This is a genomic window from Flavobacterium sp. KBS0721, assembly GCF_002007065.3.
Taxonomy (GTDB): domain Bacteria; phylum Bacteroidota; class Bacteroidia; order Flavobacteriales; family Flavobacteriaceae; genus Flavobacterium; species Flavobacterium piscis.
Map to the genome: position 1 here is coordinate 4,005,843 of NZ_CP042170.1, position 13,692 is coordinate 4,019,534.

12 protein-coding genes are annotated in these 13,692 nt (G+C 32.5%); 11 read left to right on the plus strand and 1 reads right to left on the minus strand.

All coding sequences use genetic code 11. The annotated features are described in order from the left end of the window. Window positions 1-10 precede the first annotated feature (10 nt). The 10 genes from B0M43_RS17210 to B0M43_RS17255 all read left to right on the plus strand — a co-directional run bounded on the left by B0M43_RS17210 (window position 11) and on the right by B0M43_RS17255 (window position 11,313). Window positions 11-1,495: a RagB/SusD family nutrient uptake outer membrane protein gene (locus B0M43_RS17210; protein WP_078007147.1), complete on the plus strand. Its 1,485-nt coding sequence runs from the start codon at window positions 11-13 to the stop codon at window positions 1,493-1,495. 18 nt (window positions 1,496-1,513) lie between these two features. Next, on the plus strand, window positions 1,514-2,374 hold the full coding sequence (locus B0M43_RS17215) for a putative zinc-binding metallopeptidase (protein ID WP_078007146.1): 861 nt from the start codon (window positions 1,514-1,516) through the stop codon (window positions 2,372-2,374). A gap of 45 nt (window positions 2,375-2,419) precedes the next feature. Then, window positions 2,420-3,763 (plus strand): DUF4302 domain-containing protein, encoded by a 1,344-nt coding sequence (locus tag B0M43_RS17220; protein WP_078007145.1) that lies wholly within the window; start codon window positions 2,420-2,422, stop codon window positions 3,761-3,763. Window positions 3,764-4,343: 580 nt separating this feature from the next. Next, on the plus strand, window positions 4,344-4,556 hold the full coding sequence (locus B0M43_RS17225) for a hypothetical protein (RefSeq protein ID WP_078007144.1): 213 nt from the start codon (window positions 4,344-4,346) through the stop codon (window positions 4,554-4,556). A gap of 69 nt (window positions 4,557-4,625) precedes the next feature. Continuing rightward, a complete protein-coding gene (locus tag B0M43_RS24670; RefSeq protein ID WP_078007143.1) occupies window positions 4,626-4,829 on the plus strand; it encodes a hypothetical protein in 204 nt (67 codons plus the stop codon). 264 nt (window positions 4,830-5,093) lie between these two features. Next, window positions 5,094-5,840 carry a 3-oxoacyl-[acyl-carrier-protein] reductase gene (gene fabG / locus B0M43_RS17235; RefSeq protein ID WP_078007142.1) on the plus strand — a complete coding sequence of 249 codons (747 nt, stop codon included), beginning with the start codon at window positions 5,094-5,096 and terminating at the stop codon, window positions 5,838-5,840. Between the two features lie 85 nt (window positions 5,841-5,925). Beyond that, the gene (locus B0M43_RS17240) at window positions 5,926-7,953 is read left to right on the plus strand and encodes a hypothetical protein (RefSeq protein ID WP_078007141.1); all 2,028 of its coding nucleotides are present in this window, start codon (window positions 5,926-5,928) and stop codon (window positions 7,951-7,953) included. Window positions 7,954-8,180: 227 nt separating this feature from the next. Next, entirely contained in the window at window positions 8,181-9,077 is an 897-nt protein-coding gene (locus B0M43_RS17245; RefSeq protein ID WP_078007140.1) for a LysR family transcriptional regulator, read from the plus strand. Between the two features lie 73 nt (window positions 9,078-9,150). Beyond that, window positions 9,151-10,116, plus strand: coding sequence for a YeiH family protein (locus B0M43_RS17250; protein ID WP_078007139.1), 966 nt, complete (start codon window positions 9,151-9,153; stop codon window positions 10,114-10,116). A 369-nt stretch (window positions 10,117-10,485) separates the two neighbouring features. Then, on the plus strand, window positions 10,486-11,313 hold the full coding sequence (locus tag B0M43_RS17255) for a universal stress protein (protein ID WP_078007138.1): 828 nt from the start codon (window positions 10,486-10,488) through the stop codon (window positions 11,311-11,313). Between the two features lie 212 nt (window positions 11,314-11,525). On the opposite strand, the gene B0M43_RS17260 is transcribed toward B0M43_RS17255, so the two are convergent. Beyond that, window positions 11,526-12,452, minus strand: coding sequence for a hypothetical protein (locus B0M43_RS17260; RefSeq protein ID WP_246860145.1), 927 nt, complete (start codon window positions 12,450-12,452; stop codon window positions 11,526-11,528). 207 nt (window positions 12,453-12,659) lie between these two features. Here B0M43_RS17260 and B0M43_RS17265 point away from each other — a divergent pair, with 207 nt between their 5' ends. Then, window positions 12,660-13,658 (plus strand): zinc dependent phospholipase C family protein, encoded by a 999-nt coding sequence (locus B0M43_RS17265; RefSeq protein WP_078007136.1) that lies wholly within the window; start codon window positions 12,660-12,662, stop codon window positions 13,656-13,658. Window positions 13,659-13,692: the final 34 nt, after the last annotated feature.

The window sequence follows — 13,692 nt, forward strand, 5'->3', positions numbered from 1 at the left end:
ACAATTAATTATGAAAAATATAAAAATAGCACTTTCATTAGTATTACTGGTTAGTATTAGTAGCTGCGATGAATTTCTTTCAGAAGTACCAGATAACAGAACACAAATAAATACACCAGAAAAGATTTCAGAATTATTAGTAACGGCTTACCCTGACAGAACCTATATGGCGATTGCAGAAACGATGTCTGATAACGTATTTGATAGCGCATTACCTGGTTCAGACCTTAATAATACACAAAGTTACAACTGGGAAATGCAGACTCAATTTGACGAAGATACCGAAGCAGGATTCTGGAATTCGTCATATCAGGCGATAGCAGCTGCAAATCAGGCTTTAGTAGCTATCGATGAGCTTGGTAATCCTACTAGTTTAAATCCTCAAAAAGGAGAGGCATTAATAGCTAGAGCTTATTCTCATTTTATGTTGGTTCAATTATGGGCAAACAGATACAATCCTGCAACTGCTGCTACAGATTTAGGAGTTCCATATATAACAAAGCCAGAAGGGGCTTTATTGGTAAAATATAAAAGAAACACTGTTAAGGAAGTATTTGATTTTATCGAGCAAGACCTTACTGAAGGGTTGAAATACGTGACCAATAACTATAAAGAACCAAAATATCATTTTAATGTAGAGGCCACAAAAGCTTTTGCCAGTCGTTTTTATTTAATAAAAGGAGATTGGGACAAAGTGCTTGAGTTTTCTAAAGGATTAGGCTCAAAACCTACTACACTTAGAGATTATTCGGCTTTTAACGCGGTTGCTTTTGCTCAAATGCCTATTGAATATTCTAAAGCAGAGCAGGCAACTAATTTATTGGTAGCTTATCCGGGATCAATTTGGAGCAGAAGCTATACAAATAGATTTACGCTGTCAGGAAACAAAGTAGATCTAATTTTAGGAAAAGAAACGAGTCTTTTTGATAAAGCATGGTTAATACGTGCTGCAGGTCAATACAAAGGAGGTCAAACAGTTTTAGTACCTAAACTTTATGAATATTTTAAATATACAAATCTAACATCTGGTGTTGGTGAGCCTTACACTAGTACAGTTCTTTTTAGTAATGATGAATTTTTCCTAAACAGAATTGAAGCTCATGTAATGAAAAATCAAATTACAGAAGCTAATTCAGAATTGGAATACTTTTTAGCAACAAGAACTTCAGGATATAATCCGGCGACAGATCAGTTGACAGAAGAGAAAGTTGTAGCAAAATTTCCTGTAATAGCAAATGAGTTTACACCGTTTTATACTTTAACTTCAGTACAGGCATCATACATAAAAGCTATTGCAGAAGCAAGAAGAAGAGATTTTTTACATGAAGGTGTTAGGTGGTTTGATATTAAACGTTTTAATCTTGTTGTAGAACACGATACTTATGAGTTTGGAAAAGTATCAAGACATAATGTTTTAGCAAAAGATGACAAACGTAGAGCATTGCAAATACCAGTTAGAGCATCTGATAATGGAATCGAACTAAATCCTAGATAAAAATTTAATTTAATTATTATGAAAATATTAAAAAGATATAAAGCGATTGCAATAATTACAGGAGCAATGTTATTTGTTGCTTGTGCTCATGAGGACCAGCCTACAGAAAGTCAGTTAGATTTTTCGCAACCTAATAAAACAGAGTTAGATAAATGGATAGATACTAGTTTCTTAGATCCTTATAATATAAAAGTATATTATGAATGGAATCAAAATTTAGTAGATAATACCCGTTATCTATTCCCGCCAACAGTCGAGAAAGTGAAACCAGCTCTTGAGATTGTTAAAAAAATCTGGATTGATAGTTACACAACTATAGGAGGAGAGAATTTTGTAAAGAAAATTGCACCAAGAGAATTTGTTTTAGTAGGAGGGATGAATCTGAATACAACAGGTACGAGAACATTAGGACTGGCAGAAGGAGGTCAAAGAGTTTCGCTTTTTCAGATAGATTATTTAAATAAGAATAGCAGACCGGACGTTACAGAATTTATTCATACTATTCAACATGAATATGTACATATTTTAAATCAAACTAAGCCTTTTGATGAGCAAGCGTGGTCTAAATTAACTCCTTCGGGATATACTACCAGCTGGTATGTTGAGGAAATTGAAGACTCACGAGAGTTAGGTTTTATTACCAGTTATGCAAGATTAAATATTTATGAAGATTTTGCCGAAACAGCTTCTACAATTTTAACAAGTTCTGAAGCAGAGTATGATGCAATTTTAGCAAGTATTACAGATCCTGAGGCCAGAGCCAACATTCAAAAGAAAGAAGCCATTGTTGTACAATATTATAAAGATGCTTTTGATATTGATTTTTATGCTTTAAGAGATGAGGCACAAAAAAACACAGACGCTGTTCTTGGAAACTAAACATATTAATAATAATGAGTAGTAATTAATATAAAAATCAATATTATGAAATTAAAATATATATATAAGTACTTGATAGTTGCTTTTGTGGCAGTGCTGCAATGTGCATGTACAAGTACAGAAGCAGATTCAAAATTTGATCAGACTCCTATCGAGCGATTAAATATCAAAGAAAAAGAATTAAATGATTTATTACTTTCATCACCAGAAGGATGGAAAGTAGTTTATTATACAGATAGTACACAATTAGGAGGTTGGACACATCTTTTTAAATTTCTTCCTGACGGTAAAGTTGACATGGCATCAGATTTTGATGGAGACACATCTACCTACAGAAGTCAATATGATATTCAATTAGGAAGCTCAGTAGGTGTGGTTTTTACGACAGCTAACAGGATACACCTTTTGTCTCAGTCAGATAATTATCCTACTGCAGCCCTTAGAGGAAAGGGCTATTTGGGAGATTTTCAGTTTTTTTATTACGGACAGGAGAATGGAGATATTATTTTTAAAACAAACAGAAATGTTCAGGAGTTGCGATTTGTAAAAGCTAAAGCGCAAGACTGGACAGATTTGCCTAAAAATACTCCAATAATCGAAGGAATTACAGGAGGACCTACAAGTCCATTGTTTAGATTGCTAGAAATTAATGATGGCAGTGCATTGCATCTTTATGATTTTGATTTCAATGCAAACGCACGTTTTGGTACTGCGACATCTTTAGATCCAGCATCAAATCAGATTTATAATCTTGCTCTTTCGTTTACGCCAACAGGGGCCATTGCAAAACCTGCTCTGGTCGTAAAAGGGCAAAAATTATCTAATTTTGTTTATGATAGTGTTAGTGATAAATTTATAGCGACAGGGACCGGGGGAGTAAGTGCTACTATTAAATATACAAATGTGCCACCTACGTTAAGTGACGATTATAAAATATTATTGCCAGGTAAAATATACGCTAGATTTGGTTATTATGTTGGGGATTATGTAGAAGATGCACCAACAAACTCACAACTTTTTGTAAATGAATTGACAGCTATTAATGCCGCTTTGCCAGAAGGTGTTGAGTTAACATCTATTCAGGTTTATTTAAATCATTCACTTGGAAATTTTATTTACTACACATTTGCAGGTGGCCCAGCGATTTTTCATTATATAAATGTTGAAGAGGATGCAACAGGCAAAAAGATTATTTTAAAGCATAAGTCATGGAACGGAAACCCAACAGCGGCAGCTCCTGCATTTTTAGCAAATTTTGACAAACACTTGGTAAATAATAATGGTGTTTATGTGAAAAAAGAAAGCTTTAAATTAGGTTATACAAATACTGTTTACACCTTTACCAGTGCTTCAAGTTCATTTAGAATGACCACTTGGCAACTTAATTAATTTATTTTTTTGATAGAAGGCAGTTCAATTGAACTGCCTTTTTTAAGCTAAAACATACAAGAGAGTTAATTGTTAATTAATATGATAAAGAAAGTTTTTGCTCCAATAAAATATTGTTTCTTTCTTTTGGGGATTAGTATTGATAGCCGTTTCGGGCTTGGATACCAGTACATTACATAATTTTTTATACCTCCTTATTATAGTAATTATTCCAATGCTTATTTTCGAAGTTGATAAAAATGAGAAAAGAGGACAGAGTTAATTACACAGAAAACTTTAAATTTTCAATTTACAGAATGTTATTTATGTTTGTTATTCTTTGTGTTTTCTTTTTTATAACGAAACAAAATCATATTTAATAATTTTAGTTTTAATTTTTATTTTTGAAAGAAGCAGCTCATTTTTTGAGTTGCTTTTTTTTTATAAAAAATAGTAATAAAATCTTATAAAAACAATGATTTTTCGATTGTTTTTTCGTATATTTATATTGAAAATCAAATAGTTATATTTGGTTTTTTGTCTGAAACTCAACAGGCAAAAACGGATTGAGTATACAAAAACATCAAACAATTTAAACACTATGTTAAAAACAATTTTAAATTTTTCCGGAGTTAAAATGTTAAGTAAAGAGGAACAAATAAATATTATAGGAAAAGGAGATTCTTATCAAGTTCCCAGATGTGATCGTTATGCCCCACCGGGCTCAAATCCTATTGATTATCCTAATTACCCATGCGCTGATCCACAACCAGATTGCAGGATAACAATTGACGGCAGTGTAATTTGCGGTTAAAGAAAGCTTTTTTATTCTATTTCCAGATAAAAACAATTAAAGATATAAATATTAAACAACCTAATTATTATGTTAAAGACAATTTTAAATTTTAAAGGAGTTGAAGTACTTAGTATTAATGAACAAAAAAATGTAATGGGCGGCGCTGGTACGGTTATATGTATGATACCATGGACACCACTTCCTTATTATGGGCCATGTATTATGGAGCCACAAATAAAACCAGTCGAGCCAATATGTAAAGCAACGATTGATGGCATAGAGTGCTTGTAATAAAATTATTTCTTTTAAAACCGTTTCATAATTCCTGAAACGGTTTTTTTTATTTCTTTAATTTTTTAAAGTAAGATCCATATTCATAAAATATACTATTGTTATTTTTTTAAAAAGGGAATTATCATATATTTGACAAGTCGTTCATAACCCTGATAGAAATGGAAATCCTTTTGTTTTTTTCTCTAAAAAACAAAGATTGAAATGTCCCGAGGCTTCGGGAGCAGGATTGGCTACAAATAAATATTAAAATTAATTTTGAATATGAAATTACTAGAAGGAAAAGTTGCCATTATCACCGGCGCTAGTCGTGGAATTGGAAAAGGAATTGCTGAAGTTTTTGCTAAACATGGTGCAAATGTCGCTTTTACATATAGCTCATCTGTAGCATCTGCAGAGGCTTTAGAAGCTGAACTTAATGGTTTAGGAATTAAAGCAAAAGGATACCAATCGAATGCGGCCGATTTTAATGAAGCCCAAACTTTTGTGGATGCTGTTTTAGCTGATTTTGGAACAGTTGATATTTTAATTAACAACGCCGGAATTACAAAAGATAACTTATTGATGCGTATGTCTGAGGCTGATTTTGATCAGGTTATAGATGTAAACCTGAAGTCAGTATTTAATATGACAAAGGCAATTCAGAAAACTTTCCTGAAGCAGCGTTCTGGTTCTATCATTAATATTAGCTCTGTTGTAGGAGTTTCCGGAAATGCGGGACAAACGAATTATGCAGCTTCTAAAGCGGGCGCAATTGGTTTTACAAAATCTGTAGCATTAGAGTTAGGTTCTCGTAATATTCGTTGCAATGCAATTGCTCCGGGATTTATTGAAACCGAAATGACGGCAAAATTAAGCGAAGACGTAGTAAAAGGATGGAGAGAAGGAATCCCGTTAAAACGTGGAGGAAGCGCAGAAGATGTAGCAAATGCTTGTCTTTTCTTAGCTTCAGACATGAGTTCGTATATTACAGGACAAGTACTTAATGTTTGTGGAGGAATGTTAACATAAGATACTAAGGTTCTAAGTTGCTAAGATTCTAAGATTTTTTAGGTTCTTTGAATTACTAAATCTTCCAAATCATTAAATTAAAAATATGACTACAAACACGATTCTATTATTATTGCTTTCTTTAGTAATAGCGAGTGGTTTATCGTATTTTCAATATTATTTTAAAGCCAAAAATAAATCCGGTGTGGTTTTGTTTTTGGCTTTTTTACGTTTTTTAGCCATTTTTGGATTATTAGTTTTGTTGATAAATCCTATAATGACAAAGAATTCACTGGAAATTACCAAAACTCCGTTGGCAATTGCAGTAGATAATTCGAGTTCTATTGCGGTTTTAAAATCAGATAAAAAAGCGGAAGAATTATATCAGAAATTAATTTCGAATCCCGCTCTTAAAGAAAAATTCGAAATTCATTCGTATCAGTTTGATGCTGATTTCAAGCCTTCGGACAAATTTGATTTTAAAGGAAAACAAACCAATCTTGACGAAGTTGCCAAGAATCTCAAAAGCATCAATAAAAACCTGATTTTCCCAACAGTTATTATTACCGACGGAAATCAAACTACAGGAAACGATTATGTATATCGTTTTGATCCTGTCAATAAAGTTTATCCTTTGGTTGTAGGAGATACAACTACATTTCTTGATCTTAAAATCAATCAGCTTAACGTAAACAAGTACGCGTTTCATAAAAATAAATTTCCGGTAGAAGTTTTTCTTCAATATTCAGGAGATAAAAATGCAAATACTGATTTTACCATTACACAAGGAAATACAGTTGTTGCCAAAGAGAAAGTTTCATTTTCGGCATCAAAAAAAACAGCAACTTTAAATTTGCTTTTACCTGCTGATAAAGTTGGATTGCAAATTTTTAAAGCAAGTATTTCGTCCGGTTCTAAAGAAAAAAACAGCTATAATAATACTAAGAATTTTGCTGTTGAAGTAATCGATCAAAAATCGACTATTGCCATAGTTTCGGCTATAAATCATCCTGATATTGCAGCATTAAAAAGAGCCATAGAAGTTAATGCACAACGTAAAGTAATATTGGTTAAGCCAAATGATCTTAATCAGTTACAGGAAGTTTCGGTTTTAGTCTTGTATCAGCCAACATCGGCTTTTAAAGCTATTTTTGATAATAACAAACTAGCCGGAACAAATACTTTTATCATTACCGGAAACAACACCGATTTTAATTTTCTGAACCAGCAACAAAATAGTCTGGTGTTTAAAATGAGCGGACAAAGAGAAGATTATTTATCAGAGTTTCAATCGCAGTTTAATTTGTTTGCGATAGAAAATATTGGTTTTGAAAATTTTCCGCCGCTTCAGAATTTATTTGGAACCATTACCACAAACGGAAATGTATCAGTTTTACTTTCGTCAAAAATTAGAAACGTTGCTACAAATGCACCTTTGTTGGCTTTCGCCGAAAATCAAGGCAAGCGAACTGCATTTCTTTTAGGAGAAAACAGCTGGAAATGGCGTTTGCAAAGTCATATCGATAACCAGTCGTTTGAGAAATATGATGTTTTTATAGATAAGATCATTCAATATCTGGCTTCGACAACCTCAAGAAAATCACTTGTAGTAACCCATGAAAGCTTTTATAATTCAGGAGAAGCAATTGTAATCAATGCGCAATACTTCAATAAAAATTATGAGTTCGACGAAAAAGCCAGACTTACAATTACAGTTACAAATGCTGAAACGAAGCAAGCAAAAAACTACGACTTGCTAAAAGGAAACAATTCTTTCTCAGCAAATCTTGACGGTTTAGCTGCTGGAAAATATAATTTCACAGTAAAAGAGTTAAATTCAAACACAATATATTCAAGTCATTTTGAAATTTTAGATTTTGATATCGAAAAACAATTTGTAAATCCTGATGTGCTAAAACTAAAACAATTAGCATTGCAAACCAACGGAAAAGCTTTCTTCGAAGACCAAGCCGATGATTTGATTGAACAACTTTTAGAAAATAAAGAATACAAATCGATCGAAAAGAATGTTTCAACCAAAACACCATTAATTGATTGGGTTTGGTTATTGATTTTGATTGCTGTTTTATTGACGACTGAGTGGTTTGTTAGGAAATATAATGGGTTGCTTTAAAAAAGTTGCAAAGGTTCAAAGTGACAAAGGGTAAAGTTTTCTCAATTTTTGAAACACTAAACTTGAAATAAAATAACATAGGGTTCAGTTAAATGTAAATTCTGAGTTCTTAAAATTAAACTTAGTGTAACTTTGTGAAACCACTGTGAATCTATTCGGAATAACAAACAAAGTATTAGTTCGTGAAAATTAGTGAAATTCGTGTTTCACTTTCAATAAAATAAACAATGGATTTCAGGCTAAAAGTTTTCTATACCGTTGCGCTCCGCTTAAATTTTACTAAAGCGGCAACAGAATTATACATCTCGCAGCCTGCGGTTTCTAAGCATATCCAGGAACTCGAAGAAACCTATAAAACCAAACTTTTTGAACGCAATGGTTCTAAAATCGCCTTAACTCCAGCCGGAGAAATTCTGCTAAAACATACCAAAAACATCTTCGAAATCTATCGCGAAATCGACTTTGATATGAGTTCCTTTATCAACGAACGCCAGGGATTATTAAGATTAGGAGCAAGTACAACTATTTCGCAATATATTATTTCGCCTATTTTAGCACGCTTTCATCAAAAACAGCAGGACATCAAAGTCAATTTGCTGAACGGAAATACAGAACAGATCGAAAATGCCTTAATCAATAAAGAAATCGAAATCGGAATTGTCGAAGGACAATCTAAAAATCAGTCTATTAAGTATATTCCGTTCTTAAAAGACGAATTGGTTTTGGTTTGCAGTACCAAAAATCCTTTGGTGAAGCAAAACGAAATCTCGCTTGAAGATTTAAAAGCAATGAAATTTATAACACGTGAACGTGGTTCAGGAACACTTGAAGTTATAGAATATGCTTTAAAACAAATTGATTTTAAAATAACCGATTTGCAAATCGAAATGCAATTAGGATCTACAGAAAGTATAAAATCGTATTTACTAAACTCAGATTGTTTTGCTTTAATGTCAATACACGCGGTAGATAAAGAGCTTAAAAATAATGAATTGATTGTTTTGGATGTAGAGAATTTATCAATAGAAAGATACTTTTATATCATTACTTTATTAGGTAAATCAGATTCTTTATCAGAGCTATTTATTCAAAATATTGCTACTTATTATAACTTAGGGTTATAGTCGATTGCAATTTACGATTGGTAATTATCGTATAAAGAACAGACCTTTGTAAGGAAATATCAAATTCCTTATTTTGAAAACGAAACAACATACCGCATCACATTTAATAGAAGTTAATCTTTACCTGCAACAAGCCATTTTTGCTTTGATCATTGTGTTGTGTTTGTTTTCGATAATTTCTCCACCAATTGCCTTATTGCTAGGAGTAGTTATGGTAAATATTTTTGGGAATCCATTTGTAACTTTCAACCATATTGCAATTACTTATTTATTACAATTCTCTGTTATTGGTTTAGGTTTTGGGATGAATGTCACAGCCGCAATTTCAGCCGGAAAAGAAGGTTTTATACTCACGATTTTCTCTATCTTTAGTACTTTAATACTAGGAGCATTTTTAGGAAAATGGCTCAAAACCGATAAAAAAACATCGCACTTAATCTCGTGTGGAACCGCGATTTGTGGCGGAAGTGCCATTGCAGCGATTTCTCCCGTAATCAAATCAAACGAAAATCAGACCTCAATAGCTTTAGGTGTTATTTTTATTCTTAATTCTATTGCGCTATTTGTTTTTCCAATTATTGGGCATCAGCTTGATTTGTCGCAAAAAGAATTTGGTTTATGGTGCGCTATTGCCATTCATGACACCAGTTCAGTTGTAGGTGCGGCCAATAAATATGGAGCTGAAGCCTTGCAAATCGCCACAACAGTAAAACTGGCCAGAGCATTGTGGATTATCCCAATTTCACTTTTAACAGCCGTAATTTTTAAAAACAAATCTCAAAAAATTAAAATACCGTACTTTATTGGTTTGTTTATTCTGGCTATGCTTTTTAATTCTTATGTGCCGCAAACTGCTATTGTTTCACCAAATATTGTTAATATCGCCAAGATTGGTCTAACAATTACTTTGTTTTTAATAGGAGCAACATTAAATATAAATACTTTAAAAGCAGTAGGAGTGAAGCCTTTGCTTCAGGGCGTTTTTCTTTGGATATTTATTGCCGGTTTAGGTTTGGCTTCGATTTTATATTTAAACTAAAGCTATTTTATAATTGTTTATAAAGATTTAATAGTTAAAGATTTAAATTGATTACCTCCAATTATCAATGATGCGATAAAATTGATTATTTTTGATACATAATGAACTACAGAAAATCATTGCAAATTGACTTCATTAAACGGAGTGTTAATTGCTGTACATGATAAGTAAAAACCATTTTTTGATCGCCACTATCAAAAGGTTTTATTAATAAAAAGATTCAAAAACAGCCAGAATATAATACCCGATTCGGTTGGTAAACAAGTCTAGAAGAAAATTATTTAAATAAACTGACAGACATGTAACTTCAAACATGATATAGGTATTGCTATACAGACAATCAAATTTATTAATTTATTATATACAGTTATGACTTTACCATTTTCAATAATAGCGGCGACAAATTTTTCTGAAATAGCAAATAATGCCGTTACTTATGCAGCAGGATTTGCAAAAGCGACCGGAGCAAAGCTTACTCTTTTTAATGCATTTTCCTTATCTATACACAGTGCAAATTCGAGAATTTCTGCCCAGGGTATGCAAAACGAACTCAACATGGCTACAGCAAGACTTGAAGTTTTGGCGAAAAATCTCTCTGAATTATTTGATATTGAAGTCGATTATTTTTGCAGTTACACGTTTTTAGAAGATCAGATCTCTACTTTGATTACAAATATTAATGCAGAACTTGTTGTAATGGGAATGGCAGAACGTTCCTTTGAGCAAGATCTATTAGGAAACTCAACTACATCAGTTATAAAAAATTTAAATATTTCAGTATTAGCAGTGCCTAAAAACGTTCGTTTTTCCCAGTCAAAAAAAATACTATTTGCTATTGACAGCTTAAGATTATTCTCTGTAAAAAGATTTAGCAGATTTCTGGAAATAGCAAAAAAAATACAGTCCGAAGTCGAGTTTTTTAGTGTTGGTAAAAAAGTAGAAGATTTGATAGAACAACAAAGTCAATTGGGTGTAGAGGAAACCGAAGCACTAGAGCATGTTAAGTTTCTATACAAAAGCATCCAATCAAACAGTGTCATTAATGAAATAAAAAAAGAAGCCAAAAATTACAATGCCGATATTTTGGTTATGGTACCACAAAAATACGGCTTTTGGGATTCTCTTGTTCATGTAAGTAAAACCAGAATTATGGCAACCGGTTTGCATATACCATTGTTAATTCTTCGTGGTCACTGATTTATTTTCTTAAAATAAATACGCTCAAATTAAACACATAGAAATATTCTTTTGTAGATAAAAAAAGAATATTTCTATGTATTAATAAAATTTTTCGATCTGCTAAAAAGTAAACGCAAATAGTTTATGTATAAATAAGCAGTATTTTTTATTGCTTTTTAAGATCTTTTTATGTTACAGTACAGGTCTTCAAAAAGATATGAAATAAGAAACTATTTTACATTCGAAAACCTCACAGTTGGTTTGTCGATCATTTTGTAAAACTTTCCTTTAAACGAAAAACGTCTTTCAATCTCAAAATTAAATTGGTTTTTTGATTTTGCCATTGCAGCTATTTCTTTTGGCGGATTTAATTCGAATTCGTCATTATCTTTTCCTGCCTTGTTAAAAGAGCCATTTGTTTTTATAATAATATCCCTAAAATGTTTTTTACCATTATCATTTACCACTTTATACGAGCTTGACCATTCTAAACTAGCCACATTTGTTAGTTTATAATCATTGACTTCCATAATGGGCTGATATTTACCATCAAGTCCGGCAATAAGATAAAGAATTCCTTCAAAAGGACCACCAGCGCCACCATTAATATGCATTAAAGTAAAAGCATATTGGTCTTCTCCAATTTCTATTAGTTTTGGTTTTGGAGCCTGCGCAAAAGAACCAAAGGCAGCAATTCCAGGCTGAAAAGATCTCATTTGCCAAGCGCTACCATTTTTTGCAAATTTAGCTACGCCTACAAGACCACCTGAAAATCTTCCGGTTTGCAGGCCGTCTTCATCATAATAGGAATGATTAAAAAATAGCAATCTGAATTCGTTTCCCTTAGAATCCTTATAAGTTATGTTATCAAGGATTCTGGTCGCAACACCACTTTCATAAGGAAACATTTGATCTCCTTCGAGACCATTTACATCCGTATAAGCACTCGGTTTGCAGTTTTTACACTTCCAGCTCAAAAAAGTATTGTTGTCAGAAAGTTTATATAACTTTCCAGGAAACAGCCTTTGCAAGGTTTTTACCCCATCAAAAGGATCTGTTACCTGCAGTGTTCTTTTAGTACTTAAGATCGTATCGTTAACATTTTTTAGCTGTACAATGTCTTGATCCTGAGCAGTACAAATAGAAGAAAATAACAAGAAAAAAATACTAAAACGAATCAGGCACATATGCTAAGATTATAAATTTGTGTAAAAGTTAAACGAATTTACAAAGAAAGTTTTAATTTGAACTTATATCATTAAAAGGGTTTAAAAATTAAAAGGAATTAAATTATCACAATAATTACCACTATTGTTTTAAATTATCTATAAATGAGATAAATTTGCAGCAAACAAAAATTACAAATGAAAAACTTTAAAATGAAACCATTGCTAATCGCAATATTCGCATCAGCAATTGGTTTTTTGACATTATCCTGGGGAATTGTTGGCCACGAACGTATTAATAAAGCTGCCGTTATGGCTTTGCCTCAATCACTACAGGTGTTTTTTTACAATCACATCGATTTTATTACACAGGAAGCTTCTGTACCGGATATCCGAAAGTATGCTTTAAATTACAAAGACGAAAATCCAAGGCATTATTTCGACATGGAAAATTTTGGATCTGTAGACAGTATTCCGCAGACTTTAGAAGCAGCAAAGAAAAAATACGATGCTAAATTTCTGAACGATAATGGTATTTTACCTTGGTATATCGAAGATATGATGGTAAAATTAACCAAAGCTTTTAAAGATAAAAACAGAGCCGAAATTTTGTTTTTGGCTGCTGATTTAGGACATTATATTGGCGATGCACACATGCCATTGCACACTTCTGCCAATCATGACGGTCAATTAAGCGACCAAAAAGGAATTCACTCTCTTTGGGAAAGCAGATTACCTGAGTTATTCGCTAAAAATTATAAGTTAAACGTTCCGCAGGCGCAATATTACCAAGATGTTCATAAAGCAACCTGGGATATGATCAATGATACTCATAGTTTAGCTCAGCCGCTATTAGACATCGACAAAAAACTAAGAACTTCAACTCCGGAAGGTCAGGTTTTTAAAATGGATGCTGACGGAAAAGTATTGAAAAGTAAATACAACACAGCTGTTTTCTCTGATGAATATGCTAAGAAACTGCACGAACAGTTGAACGGAATGGTCGAAAGCCAAATGAAAAAAGCCATTACAGCAACTGCAAGTTTTTGGTATACTGCATGGGTAAATGCCGGAAAACCAGATTTGAGCGATTTAGATGCGCCATCAGTTACACAAAGAAACTACCAATCTTTAAGAGACGATTTAAAAATGTTCCAACAAGGAAACTTATTCGGAATGAAAAATCAAAACGACTAAGAAAATTTTTCAGTCGCAGTTTCTGTTACAGATA